The following is a 16,281-nucleotide window of genomic DNA, read 5'->3' as shown; positions in this document are numbered from 1 at the left end:
GCGATTTGCGCCCGTGCAGCAAGCCGTAGTCACCGGCTTGCCTCGCGCAACTGTCGCAAGGAGCATGACAACAACTGGTCCCACGCAGCATGTCGGAATCCGTCGAGAGAGCAACCGTGCGCACACAACACCATCCTTCGCCAAGCTTCAGCCTGACCGGCCTGATCCGCAAAATCTGCGCCGGCACCTACTCTTCGGCAGAATTGGTTCAGTTCGTTAACCTGCTGCAAAAGGCGGCGCTCAGCTACCTGCGCTATCAAGAACTTGCCGGGAAGCGGATTGCCCTGGTCCGCCAGGATCGCGAAGAACTGGAAGACCTGGCCATGGATTGCGTCGCTGAACTGTTCATGCGCGACGAGCACGGCGCATTCGTACAGCTGCGCAAGTACTTTGGCCAGAAGTTAGATGAAATCGGCGACAACGACGCCGAGATGATGCTGCAGGTGCGCCGCCTGGTGGTGAAAAAGACCAAGCAGGAGCTGTCGCGCATCTTCCGCGAGCGGGACCCAGAAGGGGCAAAGGTCGTCCGTAACATCAAGGTGGCGGTGCGCAATTCCAAGGAGCTCACCTGTTTTCGCGAAATGGGGCGTGAGTTCATCTGCTACGCTCCTGAGGGGCGCGACGGGGGAGCGCGCGACACGGTGTATCCCCACTGTCCGCCGTTGCGCCGGGAGTGTCCACCCTTCCCCGAAGAACTGCTGTGCATGCAGTTCAACGGCGTCAACCATCCGCGTGACTCGGTGTCCGCATCAATCAAGAAGCTTTTGGCGCTGGTAGAAGCAGATTCGACCTACCAGAACTACCTTTCGGTGGACGTGGTAGCCAGAATCATCCGCACCGTGCGCAACGAAATGTTTCGCGACAGCGTGGGCGGCGAAAAGCACATGGCGACCCCCTTGGACCACCTTCAGCTTGAGGAAATCAGGATTGCCAAAGAGCGAGCACTTCGCCGCGTGCGACAGAAGCTCCACACCACCTACCTGCAAGGTGGCAAGCTCGGCGAGGAGAAAGCGGCCATCTACTGCGACGCCTTAGTGGACGTGCTCGACGATCTGGTCGACGACCGACGTCCTGACTCCTATTTCCGGCTGCTCAAGGATCGCATCCCTAATCTCACGCAGAAGCAGTACCGTCGCGAAGAACGCACTATTTTCGAGTACCTGGCCAAGGTGGCAAAGAAGGAGTTCCGCCAGCAGTTGCGCGTGCTGCTGTGAATTTACGTAGAAATGGAGGCTTGCATGTATACTATCGCAGCACGGTGGATTGGAGCAGGAGATACCTGAGGCCCGCGTGAGGGCCGTCAACGCGAACGTACAAAGCCGACCACTATGAGGCAACCTCGCCGTAAACCGGCGCATGGCCGGTGTCCATCGGAAGCCGAAATCGAACTTCTGGTTTTGACCGATTCTCCCGCGGCTGCCCGCTCTGCTGGGCTGGCGGGCCACATCGACGCCTGTCCACGCTGCCGCGCCATCGCACGTGAACTTTCCCGCTTCTACGACCTGTTGCTCTCCAGCTTGTCCGCACCCGTGTCCGCCTGCGTGCTGGACTATGTGTTCCACCGCACGCTCGACGTGAAAGAGGTCGCCCACTTTGCCCTGCGTCCAGTGTGTACCCAAGTCGACGGCGCACGCGTGTTCCGGTGTGAACAAGTGGGCCGCATCCCAGGCGAAGCCCTTGAGGATGCAGTGAAGGACTTTGCCGCACGAGTCCTGGCAGGTGGTGACGCAGGCCTCTACGCATTGAACACCGAACATGCCGCCCAACTCCTGCTCTTCCTGTGGGTACCGAACGATGGCCGCTCCTGCGCCACAATTACCTTTCCCGGTTTGGGCAAAAGCAGCATGCTGAGCCGCTACGGCATGGCGGTGCTGGACCGAGTCCAAATCTCCGACCTCGAGGCACAAGAAGTCTACCTGCAGCCGCTTCCCTCACCGAACAGCGCTGCCCTGTCGCGGATCGACATGATCACCAACGCGATCCAGGCCCACAAGGCGCCTGGTCAGTAGACCGGCCCTCTTTGACCCGCCCAAACCTTGTCCTGAAAACGCTTGACAAGTGGGGGAATCTTTGTTATATTTGAGTTCCGAAATCGGACACGTGCACCAAGGGTTGACCCCTTCATGCCGCCCACTTCAGAGGACAGGACAAAGCTGCTGCTCGTTGACCCGCACGCGGAGAACGTCCGCATCTTGCGCGAACATCTGTCTGCGCTCGGCTACCAGGTTTACACGTGCAGCGGCATCGGCGAGGCAGTCACCAAGATCCCTGAGGTGCAGCCTGACCTCGTGCTTTCGGAATTCGTCTTTCCGGATGCAGATGGGGCGGAGTTGTTGGACCGCATCGAGAGCGATCCGCGCACTGCGCGCACGCCTGTGATGTTCCTCAGCAAGGCAGGGGACGCCGAGACCAAGATCCGCGCGCTGAACTTGGGGGCGAAGGACTTTTTGGCCAAGCCGATGCACGTCAGAGAGGTGGTGGCCCGCGTGCAGATGGTACTGGCCCGATTGCGGCGCCGCCGGAGCACGGCTGCGCAACGCGGTCCCAGCGGCCGCCTGGAAGAGGTGCCGTTGTTCGACCTGCTCCTGCAAATGAGCCAGGAGGGCACAACCGCCACGGTGCGTTTGACCACACCCTCAGGCCTGACCGGACAAGTCGTCCTTCGGCGTGGTGCCGTGGTGAACGCAATGACCAACAAAGCCAAGCAGGAGAATGCCCTGTTCGACATGCTCATGTGGCGTCGCGGTCGCTTTTCCGTTTCCTATGAAGAAACTGACGCCACCGACGGCATGCCGCTCAGCACGTTAGGGCTTCTCCTGGAAGGGGCAAGGCGCTTGGAGGAGATCCAATCGTTGGAAAAGCAGTTGCCGGGCCTGGACGCAGTCATGGTGGCTACCGAAAACTTTCGCCAGATCCTGGCGCGCCGCGAGCCAAGCCCGGAAATGCAAAAGTTCATCTCCCTGTTTGACGGCCAGCGCACCCTCAACGCGGTGATAGATGACTGCGGCTATGACCTGCCCACCGCGTTGCAGCGCATCGTCAAACTGTACCGACAGGGCTTTTTGCGACGCGTAGGCCAGCCAGAGCCCGAGGCGGAGGAAGTGGCCGAAGCCTTTGGGCCAGTTGCCCTGCGGGAACCGAAGCTCGCCATCTCGCCGGAAGAGGAGGAGTCCGAGGCCGAGCCCGAGACCACACTCCCGCCCACCGCCACCGAACCCGTAGCCAGGGAACCCCAGGAACAGGTAGCCGCGCCTCCGGTGGAGAAGCCGGCATCGCCGCGCCCGACTGCTGCGTGCCAGGGCATCATATTCATCGGCAGCGTCCGCGCTGGCAGGCGGCAGATCGTGCGCACCCTCACCGAGGGCAATTTCCGCGTGCGCACTCTGCGAAGCTTTGGCGACGTTTCGCTGGATCGCGGCTCGGCACTTCTGAGCAACGGCACCCGCTTGGAGGTCTTTGGCCTGGAGCCAGACCCACGGTTCGGTGCGCTGTCGAAGATTGTGGCGTTCGAACTTTCCGGATGCGTGATCGTAGTCGACGGCTCCCAGGCAGAGCACTATGACTACTACGCGTACCTCATCTCCGCTTTGCGACGCACGCTCGCCCCTCTGCCCTCAGTGGTGGCGGTCACCAACCTCGGCGCGGCTCCGCCGAACGCTGAAGCTGTGCGCCGCCGCCTTGGCCTTACGCCCGCAGACCCTCTGTGCTTCTGTGACCCAGCGGATCGAGAGTCTGTGGAGACGTTAGTCGCTCCGCTGTTAGAGCTGGGAAAGACGCGCAAGGTCGGCGCAAAAGTCACTGCGGACGAGCAGATAGGCAGCAATTAGGGCAAGGCGCATGGTCCAGGAGCGAAAGAAAATACTCCTCGTCGACCAAGATCCCCAGGGGATGCAGCCCCTCAAGGCCCTCTTGCTGCAGCGTGGCTGCCGCGTGGGCCAGGTGGACAGCGCGGAGAAAGTTCTCCAGCTCTGCGCCCGGGAAGTGCCGGACACGGTGATCACCGGGCTGCAACTCCCCAAGATGAGCGGCGAGGAATTGCTCCGCGAGCTGCGCAATGACGAACATACCTGCGCAGTCCCAGTGATTATCATTGCCGAGCAACGGCTCCTCGATGACCGGGTGCGCATCATCGAGTTGGGGCCGGATGAGTTCGTGCCCAAGCCCTACATAGCCCAGGAGGTCGTGGCCCGGCTCGAGGTGCTTTTGAACGAAATCCACGCCGCTCCCCCGCTGCCTGGCCCCGAGGATATGGAGAAGGGCTTTTCTGGTTCGCTTGCGGAGATGTCGTCGGTCGACCTTCTGGAAATCTTTCACGCTGCCGGCCGCTCCGGCGTTCTGCATCTGCGCAAAAACGGCCAGCGCGGCGCCATCTATGTGCGCAACGGCGAGGTCGTCGACGCGACGGTAGGCCAGCGGCTCGGCGAGGCAGCATTGGCTGCGCTGCTCCTGTGGAACGAGGGCACGTTTCTGGTGGACTTTGCAGCAGTGCAACGCGCACAACGCGTGCTGACGCCCACCCGGGAGCTTCTGGCCATGGCCTTGGCCCGCTCGGAAGAGTGGAACAATGCCATCGCCGCCCTGCCGTCTTTGCACATGCCGGTGCAGAACAGTGGGGATTCCGGGGAGTCGTTGGACGAAACGAGTCGGGCCTTGCTGGCACGCTTCTCCACGCCATGCCCCATCGCCACAGTCCTGGACGAAAGCGCCGAGGACCCATTGGCGCTGGCGCGACGCCTGCGCGATCTCTGGGAGAAAGGGTTGTTGCGCCTCTGCGAGCAAGATGAGGCGCAAGCGTCCATCAGTCATCCCCCCCTTTTGTCGCGCCCACATAGCGCCGCCTTTGGCTCGCCGTTGGCAGCGGTGGCGGAACTCTTTGGGAGCAGCGCCGTCACGTACCCGGAGACGGCCTCCGCAACTAACCACATTGCTGGGCATCGCCTCACACGGGCCGAGTTGCTGGTGACGCGCGCCCGCTTGGCATAGCAAGCATGGCGCCGACCTTCCCACAGGGTGACGCAGAATGAGGTACGGCGAAATAGCAGTGGCGACACCGAAGGACCTCGATGCTGAGAGGCTGGTGCGCGCGGTCTGTGCGGATGTGCATCACGCCAGCAGCACGCTCCACTTCGGCCGGCTGCCGGTGAGCGACAACCTGACCCTGCACGTCTACGGCATACAAATACCGTCAGACCCGGAGAACTACCGTTGGGAGCTGCTGCTGCCACGGGTGCTCGGGATAGTGGTGGCCTATCAGTGGCGCGAGCGCTCTTCCTTAGAGCAGGCACAGCGTCTTCTCGACTTTTTCCGCGCTGGCTGGCAAGTCCCCATTCTTGTTGCTGCCGATGCAGGCAACGGCGCCCCGCCGGTTCCGTCCCGCTTTTGCGCGGGAGGCATCAGGCTCTCTGCTGCGACCAGGTTCCTGTTCTTCCAGTCCCACGATGTGGCATCCGTTCGCGCCGTGTACACGACGCTCCTCGACCTGCTTCTGGACCGTGTCCCCGACCTGTGAAGCTGACCAGCAAGGCAAGCCATTGTCGGAAATGAAGAACAACAACGCGTTGCCAGAGGGGATAAAGCTACTCACCCTCCACTTGCTTTTCAATGGACGCGCCCTTAGCCCTCTGGTCGATCAACTCGACGATCACCAGGTGGTAGCGCTGCAGCGGTTTGTCTGGGATACGACTGTCGAGTTCGGCATCAAGGCCAAGGGGAAAGCGTTTTCGCACCAGGACATCACACGCCGCATGGTGCCGTCCGCAGTCTACCAGAAGGAGCAGGGGTGCACCGAGCCTTCCTTCGCGTGCAAGGCCAGCCATTGCATTCGCCAACATCGCGAATGCGCGCGGCGCAAGCTCAAGGGACAGCTCGACGTGATAGCCGCTCTGGTGAAAGAGTATCTAAAGTCGGGGTCGGAAGTCTAAGAGCGACGAGGAATTGTGGCTGAGGAGCATGGAGAAGGGGTGCGTTTGCATCTGCTCCGGGATCTGTTCCGCCTGGGGTTGTTGCTACTCGCTGCCTCCGACACCATCGCGGGGCAGCAGCCGGAGTGGCTTGAGCTCGCCGGTGAGGGTGTGGTGGTACACTTTGTCGTCGACGACCAACGAATCGCAGCACTGGTTCTGAAACGGGCGGAGCAGGCCTACGCGACCATCGCGCAGGAGCTCGCCCCAGAAGGGGTGCCGCGCGTCGACGTGGTATTAGCGCCATCCGCCGGCGAGCTTGCCACTTTGACCGAAGGACGCCTGCCGCGCTGGGCAGTCGGGGCGATGACCTTGGAGGCGCACGGCCCCACCGTGTACTTGCCCTCCCCGCGCTGGGGCCCTAGTGGAGCAGAGCTCGACCAGACCATAGTCCACGAGATGGCGCACGCGCTCGTGGCAGTGGCCAGCAACTACCAGCAGCTGCCGCGCTGGCTCACTGAAGGCATCGCCATCCACTACTCGCGCGAACAGCAGTGGACTTCGCCGTCGCAGGTCTCCAAGGCCCTGCTCACCAACTCCCTGCTGAGCCTGGAGGATGTGGAACAACTGAATAGCTACCCTGAGCACAAAGCGCGGTTGGCTTATCAGGAGAGCTTTTTGGCTGTCCAATACTTGCGCCAGACGTATAGCCTGCAGGCCATGCGCACTCTGCTCGCCGGTATTGGCCAAGGCCGGGACCTGGACGCCGCATTTGAAAACGCCATCGGCAAGGACTCCTGGGAGTTCGAGCAGGAGTGGCGTAAGTATCTGCGCCACCGCTACCGCTGGACCTTTCTTGCGGAAGCCGATTGGTACCTGTGGGTGCTGATTCTCTTGTTGGCGGTGGGGGCATTCCTTGCCGTGCGGGCCCGGACGCGTAGAATCGCCCGCACCTGGATAGAGGAAGAGGCAAACCGCAGCGACACTGAACAACCGTGGGAAACTCACTGAAGCGTGGCTCTACGCATTCGACACTTGGTGGAATACTGGCTGATGGCCGTCCTGGCCATCTTCGTGCGGCTCATGCCGTGGGCAACTTCCTTGCGCATCGGCGACTGGGTGGGTACCTTCACCTTCAAGGTGCTCAAGGTCAGGCGACGGGTGACAATGGACAACCTGCACCATGCCTTTCCGGGAAAGGACCCGGTCGAGCTGGAACAGATCGCCCACCGCGCGTACCAAAACTTTGTGAAGATGACCATCGAGTACATCCGCTTCCCTGATCTGACCCCGCAGAAGGTGCTTGAACTCGTGCACTTTCCCGACCCATCCCTGTTGGAATGGGGACGGCGCAACGGCAAGGGCGCGGTGCTTGTCGGTGGGCACTTTGGCAACTGGGAGGTCATGGGCGCGGCGATACGCGCTCTGGGCTATCCTGAGGCGTTTCTGGTTGGCGAGCAGCACAACAAGCGCATCGATGAGCTGATGAACCGCTACCGCCAGCACATGGGCGTGGAGATCATCCACATGGGTGCGGCGGTGCGCGGCGTCCTCAAGGCGCTCCGGGAAGGCAAATTTGTGGCGCTCCTCTCCGACCAAGACGCCGGCAAGAACGGGGTCTTTGTCACCTTTCTCGGGCGCCCCGCATCGACGCCGAAGGGGCCTGCCGTGTTCTCGCTGAAGACAGGTGCTCCCATCCTCTTCGGCTCGGCAGTCAGGTGGCGGAACACGCATCACCGCGTCTATCTGCACCTGGCTACTCCGGGTGGAGAGGCCGAGCTGAGCGAGGACAACATCCAGCGCGCTACGCAGGCATACACCTCCCTCCTGGAAAAATACGTCCGCGAGTACCCCGACCACTGGTTCTGGATGCACCGCCGCTGGAAAACACTGCCCGGCGGCATACGCCTCGAGTAGCGGCAATGGGCGACGCTTTCTCTACCCCGCTTTCTTGCAAGTCGGCGCTCATCGTGCACACTGCTTTTCCAGGCGACATTGTGCTGAGTACCCCCTTGGTGCGAGCAGCGAAGAAGAGCATGCCCGGCTGCCGGCTGGCGTTTCTTGCCACGCCCATAGCCGCCAACCTGCTGGAGAATAATCCCTATTTGGACCAGTTGCTGGTGTACGACAAGAGGGGAAAACAGGCGGGCATCGCAGCGCTGTTCCGCCTGGCGCGCACCATCAAGCAGCAGCACTTTGAACTTGCCTTGCTGCCGCACCGCTCGGTGCGCACTGCTCTTCTGGCGTATGCCGCAGGCATCCGAGTCCGCGTGGGGTTTGCCAGGGCCCCTGGCGCGTTTCTCTACACGAATCGTGTCGCCTACCAGCGCACCCGGCACGAGGTAGAGCGCAACCTTGCCCTCCTGCAGGCTGTCGGCGGCGCTGCAGACGGGCTGCAGCCTGAGATCTTTCCGGATGCCCGCGACCGCGCAAAAGTCGATGAGGTGCTGCGCGGTACCCATGGCAAGCGCCTTCTTCTTGGCTTGGCCCCTGGCTCCATCTGGCCCACCAAGCGCTGGACTACTGAGGGCTTTGCGCAAGTCGGAAGGCTGGCTGCCAGGGAACTCGGGGCCACCGTCGTGGTCGTCGGCGGGGATGAGGACCGGGAGTTGGCTTCCCGGGTGTGCGCGGCCATCGGTGCGCAGGCCATTAACGTCGCCGGCCGGCTCACGCTCCGCCAGTCCGCCGAGCTCATCAGGCGTTGCCGGGTCCTGGTGTGCAACGATAGCGCCCCGCTCCACATAGGAGTGGCCGTTGGCACGCCTGTGGTGGCGGTGTTCGGGCCCACGGTGACCGGTTTCGGTTTTGGCCCGCTCGGCAAGCGACATGTCGTGATCGAGCGGGAGCTTCCCTGCCGGCCCTGCGCCATCCACGGCGGCCGCAAGTGCCCCATTGGCACCCACCAGTGCATGACCGGCATCACCGCCGAAGAGGTCCACCGCGCCGTTCAGAGATGCTGGGAAGAGGCAAGAGAAGCCAGCGAGAGCTTTCCGTCAGAAAAGGTGAATCCATGGGGAAATGCCCCGCCAGAGTAGTGCCCGTCGACCCGGAACAGCCGGACATGGCAATTGTTTGCCAGGCCGCAGAGCTGATCGCCGCCGGCGGGGTGGTCGCCTATCCCACGGACACGGTGTACGGACTTGCCGCTGACCCGCACAACGAGCAGGCCGTGGAGAAAGTCTTTGCCATCAAGGGGAGGGCCGCCGGCAAGGCACTCACCCTGATCCTGGCGGGCACCGAACAGCTCCATGGCCTGGTCGCCAAGATGCCAAGGGCTGCTGAGATTCTCACGGAGGCCTTTTGGCCTGGCCCCTTGACGATAGTCTTACCTTTGGCTCCTGGAGTAGATTTGCCGGCGCTGCGCGGCAGTGGTACCGTCGCTGTGCGCGTGCCGGCGAGCTCTCTCTGCCGGTCCTTGGCGCGCCTCTGCGGGCGACCGATAACTGCCACCAGCGCTAACTTGTCTGGGGAACCAGAACCCACTCAGGCGGCGCAGGTTGCAGCAGCACTTGGCGAACGACTCGATTTGATTCTGGACGGCGGGCCATCGCCGCTCCGCGTGCCTTCCACGCTCGTTGACGCAACTGCTCACCCGCCCGTAGTTCTCCGCGAAGGGGCCATCCCGGCCGAACGCATCATGGCGGTGCTCACGGAGGGCAGGCCGTGAACAAGCGACTGCGCGTCCTGTTCGTCTGTTCTGGAAATAGCTGCAGGAGTCCCATGGCCCAGGGGATGTTGCGCGCCAAGCTTCCCGCCAGTCTTTCCCAGCGGGTGGCAATCAAGTCAGCCGGCACCCTGGGCATCAACGGCCAACCAGCCACGGCGTTAGCGATCCGCGCGGCCCGAGAGTACGGCGCGGACCTGAGCAACCATCTCTCGCAAGGCCTCAGTGAGAAGCTGACAGATTGGGCAGACCTTATCCTGGTAATGGAGAAGGCTCACCTCGAGTTCATCAAAGAGAACTACCCCGAGGCCGTCGGGCGGACGCACCTGCTGCGTGCTTATGGCCGCACGCTACACGAGCCCAGCGGTGACGAGGAAATTCCGGATCCCATTGGCGGCAGCCTGGCAACTTACCGTGAGTGCGCGCACCTCATCGCCACCGAACTCGACCGCATTCTTCCCCTGCTCTCCGAGCTGGTTCAGGCGCGGGAGCCCGGAGCAGAAGGAGCAACCCAGTGAGGAGGACCGCACAGAAGAGGTTCCTGGTGGTGCGGACCGACCGGGTGGGTGACCTGATCCTCTCGCTGCCTGTTCTCTCTGCCCTCAAGGAGGCCTATCCGGGGTGCGTCGTCGGGCTGCTGGTTTCCACGCAGACTGCTCCCCTGGTCGAAGGCCACCCCGACGTCGACATCCTCTTGACCGACGATTCCCGCACCGAGCACCGTGGCATACGTGGCTGGGCACGACTGGTGCGCCAATTGCGCAGGGGCCAGTTCGACACTGCCATCCTGCTCCATCCCACCCCGCGCCTGGCTCTGGCCCTGGCGGCAGCCCGCATTCCGCAGCGGGTGGGCACTGCCTATCGCGCCTATTCGTTCCTGTTCACGCATCGTGTGCCGGTGCACCGCAAAGGGGTTGCCCGCCACGAGCTGGACTTGAACTTCGACCTGCTCTCCCCAATCGCCCCGCGGCCCGCGCGAGTGGTGTTCACAATTCCGGTCACTGACGAGGCCAGGGCTCATGTGCAACACCTCCTTGCGCCGCTACGGTCCCGGCGGGCAGGCAAGTTGGTGGTGATTCACCCAGGCAGCGGTGGTTCCGCGCGCGATTGGCCTCTGGAACACTTTGCCCGCTTGGCGGATGAGCTGAGCAGGCAACTCAACGCCACCGTCGTCGTCACCGGCAGCGCCCAGGAGTCGCAGCTTGTGGACAGGCTGTGGCAACTCTGTCAGCAGAAACCTTTCCGGTTGGACGGCCGTACAAGTCTCAAGGAGCTGGCAGCCCTATTGTGCGAAGCAGACCTGGTCATAAGCAATAGCACCGGTCCACTGCACCTGGCAGTGGCGGTAGGCACAGAGGTCATCGGCTTCTACTGCCGCATTCGGGCATGTGCTCCGGAGCGCTGGGGACCGTACAGTCGCCCCGACTCGGTGTTGACCCCGGAAGTGCAGCCCTGTGAACGCTGCACGGGTGCCCGCTGCCCTGACTGGGACTGCATGAGCACTATCAGCGTGGAACGCGCCCTTGCCTTAGCCGCATGCAAATTGAGTGAGCCTCACGCTCCGTAGAAGAAAGGTCCACGATGCGACACTTCGCCCTTGCGATACTTGGTTTCCTCCTCCTCTGGCATCCCCAGGTGGATACCACCACGCGCATCCAGGTCAAACGCGTGCAGCCGGCGCAGGATACCCTTGCGACCCGCCCGGATACCTTGCGAACGCCCAAAGCCGACTCGCTCGCCCTAAGCGACCAAGTCTCGCCAGCGGCAGAGAGGCCTCTGCGGGTGGTGGCAAACACCGCCTGGAACGTCGGCGAGGAATTGACTTTTTCCCTACGGTACGGGCCGGTGTTGGCCGGCTCGGCAACCTTTGCTGTGCGCGACACAGTGCGCCTCAACGGAAGCCTCTGCTACCACATCCGCGCCGAGGCACAGACAAATAGGGTCTTCTCTTCGATCTACAGAGTCCGGGACGTGGCCGAGTCGTTCGTGGACGTCCGGGGGATATTCCCGTGGCGTTTTGACAAACACCTGCGGGAAGGAAAGTACCGCGCCGACCGCATCACCATGTACGACCAGCACCGCAACCTGGCAGTCACTGGCAAAGACACCCTCAAGGTCCCACCGTTCGTGCAGGACGTGATATCCATGGTCTACTTCCTGCGCACCCAGCCACTTGCCATAGGCGATACACTCTCGGTTCCTAACCACGCTGACCGCAAGGTTTACGACCTGAAAGTCGCCATCCACAGGCGGGAACGCGTGCGCGTGGCGGCCGGTGTGTTCGATTGCTTGGTGGTAGAGCCCTTCCTACTCGATGGCAGCGGGGTTTTCAAACACGAGGGCCGCATCCTCGTCTGGATGTCCGAGGACAGCAGGCGCATCCCGGTGCAACTGAAGAGCAAGGTGGTGGTTGGCACCGTCACTGCCGAGTTGGAACAGATACGGGGGGCAAAGAAGACATGAACAGGCACTCATCCGCTCCGGGAAAAGATAAGGGGGGTTCAAAGTTCCCCAAACTGGACCTTTCCGCAGTCAAGACCTACCCCATTGCGGCGCGACACAGCAAGGTGAAGACTGAGCAACTGGCGCACGTGCATGAAGTGGGTTCCTCTTTTGCCTCCTTCATGGATTCCTTGCCCCAGGTGCTGAAGGCCACGGAACTGCGCGAGTTGGTCGACTGCATTGTTGAGGCGTGCAGGCGGTCCAGGCCGGTCATTGCCATGATGGGCGCCCACGGGATCAAATGCGGCCTCAATCCCGTGATCATCGACCTGATGCGCCAACAGGTGATCACCGGTGTGGCCCTGAACGGTGCGGGAGCCATCCACGACGTGGAGCTTGCCTACTGGGGCCAGACCTCAGAAGAGGTCGCCGAGGGGTTGCGCGATGGCAGCTTTGGCATGGCGCGAGAGACCGGAGAAATCCTCAACGACGTGGCCAAGCAGGCGGCCGGCACGGAGATGGGCTTTGGCGAGGCGCTTGGCAAGCGCATCTGCGCGGATCGCCCGCCCCACGAGCACCTTAGCATCCTGGCTGCCGGCTACCAGTGCGATGTGCCGGTGACCGTGCACGTGGCCCTCGGCACGGACATTGTGCACCAACACCCCTCGGCAGACGGCGCGGCCATCGGCGAGGCCAGCCTCCGCGACTTCCGGGTGCTGGCGCACCAGGTGGCACACCTCGGTGATGGCGGTGTGGCGCTCAATTTGGGCTCCGCGGTCGTTTTGCCAGAGGTGTTCTTGAAAGCGATTACGGTGGCCCGAAACTTGGGCCTGCCGGCCTTCGGCCTTGTGACCGCCAACTTTGACATGGTCCAACACTACCGCCCACGGGTGAACGTGGTTGAGCGTCCGACGCAAGCCGGCGGCAAAGGGTTCCAGTTCACCGGCCACCACGAAATCATGATTCCGCTCCTGGCGGCGGCCGTCAAAGAAAAGCTCCGCGCGAAGTAACCTCGGCGACTGGGGAAAAGGCCAGTCACGCCAAGTACCCAAGAGGCGGCGCCTGCACGGCCCCTCACCGCTGAACAAGACGGGCAAAGGGAGCTTGCCTTCCAACCTGGGCGCCTTTCGCGCCGTGGCCCACTTGCTGCCCAGTAATGGTCCCTTCGCTAAGCCCCAGGGGCCGCTGCGTCGTCCCTGACCCAGGTTGCCCCTCACGGCAGAAGGCTGCAGGGGAAGCTGAACGGCGAAGGCCGCATTGCCCGAACACTCTTCCATTTCACCCCATCAGGATTGTCGCACCCCCAATAGGCGACCGAGCCTCGCCACGCCGCCCGTTCGCCTGAAACGGGGGCCAACCCCGCCTCCGTCCGCTCCTTCCCAATGGCCAGAACGCTTTCCTTTCTCCCCGCGGCTTGGCCAGGAGCCAAACCCAAACCGCCGCCTTCCTCTTGACCCGGACAGGCCCCAGGCCCTGAGCAAGTGCGACACGGCCTCTCCCGGCCCAGCCCCAACCAGAGCAGTCCGAGCATCGTCGAGACTCCAGAGCGCCCGGCCCCAGCACCCGATGAGAGCCACGCTGCTTCCTTCCGACTTGCAGCGAGTGGATCTCCCCAAAAAACGCATTGACCGAGAAGAAAAGGCTTGACAGTGCTCGACATCTTTAGTACATTTCCTACTGTCTTAGGAGAGCTAACATTTGAATAGGAGGCCATCATGCGACCTCTCGTTGTCTTCCTCGCCGCAGTTCTACTCATGCCAGTGCAGACAGGCGCCGGCACCCACCTCACCGGCAGGGTCCTCGGCGCCAAAGGGGAGCCGCTTCCCATGGCGCATGTTCATCTGCTCTCCTAAAAGGGCGACATCCGCAAGCCTCTGAAGACAGTCGCCGCCGACAGGGACGGCCGTTTCGCGCTCGTCATCGACGACCTGGGGATGTACCGCCTCCTCTTCACTGGGGTGGACCATGACAACGTTTCCGTTCCTCTCCTCCTGCTGTCCGAGGCTCCTGAAATTCGCCTAAGAGTGCGCCTTGCGCCCCTGGCCTACAAGGAGCACTTTGAGGTGGTGCGCATCGTCGGGGACTGGAACGGCTTCGCGTGGGAGACGGCCGACACGATGCGCGCTCAGCCGGATGGCACCTTCCTCTACGAGCGGACCGTGCACGCCGACACCGTCGCCTATCAGCTTCTTGACATCACCAAGGCAGCGCGCAGCGTGAACGGCACCAGTGCCGACTACTTCACCTATGACGGTGGCGGCAACTATATCTCCGTCCTGCGCGTGCCTGGCGGCAGGGCGCGGATAGTGTTTGCGCCGAGCAAGCTTCCCCGGGTGAGCTCCCAGGACTTGCCCACCGTGGATTTCCTCAGCGGCGGGGAGGCTCTCCGGGCCGTCTGGCCCATCGACGACCTGTTGTGGAAGGAGCAACAGGCCTTCCAGGCTACTGCCGCAGCCTACAGCCAATCCCACCAGGACATGCGTGAGTTTGAGTACGACTGGTCGCCCACGGTGGTTCGCTTGAAGCAATGGATGGCGCCGGAGCAAGAGCTGCTTGTCCGGCAGTTTGCCGCCCTGCGCTTGGCGAGGCTCATCCCTTTCCGCGCGCCCATCGACTCTACCACGCAGACGGAGATCGCCGAGCTTCTGCCGCCGAGTTCGCCCATCTGGGGGTTGGAGCCGCAGGCGGCACTGATGGCGCATCGTGATCCGCAGAAGGGGGAGCTTTTTGCCCAAGCCCTTGTGGAGGAAAACCCTGACCGCACCGTGCGGGCAGTGGCCTTGGCCTTCTTGGCCAGCATGGCACAGTTCAAGGGTGACTCGGCGGCGCTTGCTGCCCGCTATGCCCTCCTGCGGCAGGAATACAACGATGTGCCGGAGGTGCAGTACTACCTGAAATCGCTCAACCCCGAGCGGCGCATTGCCAAGGGCAAGGCGGTGCCCGATTTTGCCGTGGAACTCATGGACGGCGGCCAGACCATCACCAACAAGACCTTCTTGGCAAGTACTACCTGATGGACTTTTGGGCCACCTGGTGCGGGCCCTGTAGTGGGGAGATGCCGCACCTGCATGCTGCCTGTGAGCGTTTCAAGGACAGAAACTTTACCATTCTCAGCCTTTCCTTGGACCGCAGGCCGGCGCATGTGGCAGTTTTCCGCGAAAAGCACTGGCCGATGCCCTGGCTCCACGCATTCCTGGCCGGCGGGTTCGAGAACGAGCTGGCACAAAGGTTTGACGTGCTGGGCATTCCCAGGCCCATTCTTGTCGGGCCGAGTGGCATAATCGTGGAGCTCTAAGGGGCGCTGCGCGGCGAGGGTCTGCTCGCGACCTTAGCCAAGTATCTCAGGCAATGAGCAGAGAGACTTTGTGGAACGAATGCCGGAGGGCGGCCGACACGTGTTGGGCAGTGCCAGGACAGTACCGCAACCGCGGGGCCCGGGTGCCCGGACTGCGAGGTCCTGTCTGCCTAGGAAAAATTGGCGGGACTATGGAGCGGACCGCACCGCGAGGGCTGGCGCAGGCGGAGACTCATGAGGCTTAGCTGAAGATGTCTGGTTGCGAAAGGAGGATGCAGGAGTGAACAGCAAGATCGCCAATACGCGCAAGTTGACGGAAGCAGAGTGGGAAGTGATGGAGGCCATCTGGTCCTTAGGCGGGGCGCCAAGCGTGCGGGACGTGTTGGAGCACGCCTATCCCGCCGGAGAGAAAGCCTACACCACGGTGCAGACCATCATGAACAACCTGGTCGCCAAAGGGTTCCTGAAGCAAAAGAAGGTAGGGCTGGTCAACTTCTACCGACCGACTCTTTCCCGGGAAGAGGCAATACGACGGGAAATGTCGCATTTGGTTGCGAAGGCTTTCCGTGGTTCGTTTGCGGCGCTTGCCAACTATCTCATCAACTCCGACTCCCTGAGCCGCGAGGAGATCACCAAGATCAGGGAGCTAATCGCAGAGAAGGAACGCGAACTGGAACGTGGGTAGCCACGGGCTTATAAGAGATGCGAAAGGGCCAGGCTCTCCCCGCGCAACACGTGGCGCACGACACATGCGCAGAGGTTGCCAACAAGGCACGATGTGGCCCGGTGGGGTGCTGCTTCTCTCAAGTCCCCTAATCCTGCCTGCACGGCCGGACTGGGGCAAGGAGAGCGCACGCGGGCTCATAAAGCGGGAGGTTAGCCATGATTGACCTGTTCAACTCCTGGGGGCAATATTGGGCGCGCTACTTTTGACATAGCCAGGCAAGACCTTCCCAGTGGTGTCGTGGTCGGGCTGGTGG

General features: G+C 62.4%; 18 protein-coding genes. 17 read left to right on the top strand and 1 reads right to left on the bottom strand.

The genetic code is table 11. From position 1 onward, the window contains the following. The first annotated feature begins 116 nt into the window (after window positions 1-116). The 14 genes from NUW13_12535 to NUW13_12470 all read left to right on the top strand — a co-directional run bounded on the left by NUW13_12535 (window position 117) and on the right by NUW13_12470 (window position 13,016). The gene (locus NUW13_12535; GenBank protein MCR4439844.1) at window positions 117-1,214 is read left to right on the top strand and encodes a hypothetical protein; all 1,098 of its coding nucleotides are present in this window, start codon (window positions 117-119) and stop codon (window positions 1,212-1,214) included. Between the two features lie 114 nt (window positions 1,215-1,328). After that, on the top strand, window positions 1,329-2,009 hold the full coding sequence (locus tag NUW13_12530; GenBank protein MCR4439843.1) for a hypothetical protein: 681 nt from the start codon (window positions 1,329-1,331) through the stop codon (window positions 2,007-2,009). A 114-nt stretch (window positions 2,010-2,123) separates the two neighbouring features. Then, window positions 2,124-3,827 carry a response regulator gene (locus NUW13_12525; protein ID MCR4439842.1) on the top strand — a complete coding sequence of 568 codons (1,704 nt, stop codon included), beginning with the start codon at window positions 2,124-2,126 and terminating at the stop codon, window positions 3,825-3,827. Window positions 3,828-3,837: 10 nt separating this feature from the next. Further along, window positions 3,838-4,983 (top strand): response regulator, encoded by a 1,146-nt coding sequence (locus NUW13_12520; GenBank protein ID MCR4439841.1) that lies wholly within the window; start codon window positions 3,838-3,840, stop codon window positions 4,981-4,983. Window positions 4,984-5,020: 37 nt separating this feature from the next. Beyond that, on the top strand, window positions 5,021-5,509 hold the full coding sequence (locus tag NUW13_12515; protein MCR4439840.1) for a hypothetical protein: 489 nt from the start codon (window positions 5,021-5,023) through the stop codon (window positions 5,507-5,509). A gap of 31 nt (window positions 5,510-5,540) precedes the next feature. Then, window positions 5,541-5,921, top strand: a complete 381-nt coding sequence (locus NUW13_12510) for a hypothetical protein (protein MCR4439839.1) — start codon at window positions 5,541-5,543, stop codon at window positions 5,919-5,921. 15 nt (window positions 5,922-5,936) lie between these two features. Continuing rightward, a complete protein-coding gene (locus NUW13_12505; GenBank protein MCR4439838.1) occupies window positions 5,937-6,911 on the top strand; it encodes a peptidase MA family metallohydrolase in 975 nt (324 codons plus the stop codon). Window positions 6,912-6,914: 3 nt separating this feature from the next. Beyond that, window positions 6,915-7,817 carry a lysophospholipid acyltransferase family protein gene (locus tag NUW13_12500; protein MCR4439837.1) on the top strand — a complete coding sequence of 301 codons (903 nt, stop codon included), beginning with the start codon at window positions 6,915-6,917 and terminating at the stop codon, window positions 7,815-7,817. Between the two features lie 5 nt (window positions 7,818-7,822). Next, entirely contained in the window at window positions 7,823-8,935 is a 1,113-nt protein-coding gene (gene waaF, locus NUW13_12495; protein ID MCR4439836.1) for a lipopolysaccharide heptosyltransferase II, read from the top strand. Beyond that, entirely contained in the window at window positions 8,911-9,567 is a 657-nt protein-coding gene (locus NUW13_12490) for an L-threonylcarbamoyladenylate synthase (GenBank protein ID MCR4439835.1), read from the top strand. The genes waaF and NUW13_12490 overlap by 25 nt, the downstream gene beginning before the upstream one ends. Beyond that, window positions 9,564-10,082, top strand: coding sequence for a low molecular weight protein arginine phosphatase (locus NUW13_12485; GenBank protein ID MCR4439834.1), 519 nt, complete (start codon window positions 9,564-9,566; stop codon window positions 10,080-10,082). The genes NUW13_12490 and NUW13_12485 overlap by 4 nt, the downstream gene beginning before the upstream one ends. Further along, window positions 10,079-11,131, top strand: coding sequence for a glycosyltransferase family 9 protein (locus NUW13_12480; GenBank protein ID MCR4439833.1), 1,053 nt, complete (start codon window positions 10,079-10,081; stop codon window positions 11,129-11,131). The genes NUW13_12485 and NUW13_12480 overlap by 4 nt, the downstream gene beginning before the upstream one ends. Before the next feature lie 14 nt (window positions 11,132-11,145). Further along, on the top strand, window positions 11,146-12,027 hold the full coding sequence (locus tag NUW13_12475) for a DUF3108 domain-containing protein (GenBank protein ID MCR4439832.1): 882 nt from the start codon (window positions 11,146-11,148) through the stop codon (window positions 12,025-12,027). Continuing rightward, window positions 12,024-13,016 (top strand): hypothetical protein, encoded by a 993-nt coding sequence (locus NUW13_12470; GenBank protein MCR4439831.1) that lies wholly within the window; start codon window positions 12,024-12,026, stop codon window positions 13,014-13,016. The genes NUW13_12475 and NUW13_12470 overlap by 4 nt, the downstream gene beginning before the upstream one ends. A gap of 738 nt (window positions 13,017-13,754) precedes the next feature. Here NUW13_12470 and NUW13_12465 read toward each other — a convergent pair. Beyond that, window positions 13,755-13,973 (bottom strand): hypothetical protein, encoded by a 219-nt coding sequence (locus NUW13_12465; GenBank protein MCR4439830.1) that lies wholly within the window; start codon window positions 13,971-13,973, stop codon window positions 13,755-13,757. Between the two features lie 57 nt (window positions 13,974-14,030). On the opposite strand from NUW13_12465, the gene NUW13_12460 reads away from it, so the two are divergent. From NUW13_12460 to NUW13_12450, 3 genes are all read left to right on the top strand, one after another. Further along, window positions 14,031-15,020 (top strand): hypothetical protein, encoded by a 990-nt coding sequence (locus tag NUW13_12460; GenBank protein ID MCR4439829.1) that lies wholly within the window; start codon window positions 14,031-14,033, stop codon window positions 15,018-15,020. Further along, entirely contained in the window at window positions 15,020-15,301 is a 282-nt protein-coding gene (locus tag NUW13_12455) for a TlpA family protein disulfide reductase (protein ID MCR4439828.1), read from the top strand. The genes NUW13_12460 and NUW13_12455 overlap by 1 nt, the downstream gene beginning before the upstream one ends. A gap of 280 nt (window positions 15,302-15,581) precedes the next feature. After that, window positions 15,582-15,986: a BlaI/MecI/CopY family transcriptional regulator gene (locus NUW13_12450; protein MCR4439827.1), complete on the top strand. Its 405-nt coding sequence runs from the start codon at window positions 15,582-15,584 to the stop codon at window positions 15,984-15,986. The last annotated feature ends 295 nt before the right edge of the window (window positions 15,987-16,281 follow it).

The sequence above is a fragment of the candidate division KSB1 bacterium genome, from assembly GCA_024655945.1.
GTDB lineage: Bacteria > Zhuqueibacterota > Zhuqueibacteria > JANLFK01 > Oleimicrobiaceae > Oleimicrobium.
Note: the sequence above shows the minus strand (reverse complement) of the source record. Positions and strands in the feature narration are given on the sequence as shown.

What these genes read in the sequence shown, in the direction of transcription:
- NUW13_12530 (MCR4439843.1), top strand. Translation starts at nt 1,329, where the DNA reads ATGAGGCAACCTCGCCGTAAACCGGCGCATGGCCGGTGTCCATCGGAA.
- NUW13_12525 (MCR4439842.1), top strand. Translation starts at nt 2,124, where the DNA reads ATGCCGCCCACTTCAGAGGACAGGACAAAGCTGCTGCTCGTTGACCCG.
- NUW13_12520 (MCR4439841.1), top strand. Translation starts at nt 3,838, where the DNA reads ATGGTCCAGGAGCGAAAGAAAATACTCCTCGTCGACCAAGATCCCCAG.
- NUW13_12515 (MCR4439840.1), top strand. Translation starts at nt 5,021, where the DNA reads ATGAGGTACGGCGAAATAGCAGTGGCGACACCGAAGGACCTCGATGCT.
- NUW13_12510 (MCR4439839.1), top strand. Translation starts at nt 5,541, where the DNA reads ATGAAGAACAACAACGCGTTGCCAGAGGGGATAAAGCTACTCACCCTC.
- waaF (MCR4439836.1), top strand. Translation starts at nt 7,823, where the DNA reads ATGGGCGACGCTTTCTCTACCCCGCTTTCTTGCAAGTCGGCGCTCATC.
- NUW13_12490 (MCR4439835.1), top strand. Translation starts at nt 8,911, where the DNA reads ATGGGGAAATGCCCCGCCAGAGTAGTGCCCGTCGACCCGGAACAGCCG.
- NUW13_12475 (MCR4439832.1), top strand. Translation starts at nt 11,146, where the DNA reads ATGCGACACTTCGCCCTTGCGATACTTGGTTTCCTCCTCCTCTGGCAT.
- NUW13_12470 (MCR4439831.1), top strand. Translation starts at nt 12,024, where the DNA reads ATGAACAGGCACTCATCCGCTCCGGGAAAAGATAAGGGGGGTTCAAAG.
- NUW13_12465 (MCR4439830.1), bottom strand. Translation starts at nt 13,973, where the DNA reads ATGGTCCACCCCAGTGAAGAGGAGGCGGTACATCCCCAGGTCGTCGAT.
- NUW13_12455 (MCR4439828.1), top strand. Translation starts at nt 15,020, where the DNA reads ATGGACTTTTGGGCCACCTGGTGCGGGCCCTGTAGTGGGGAGATGCCG.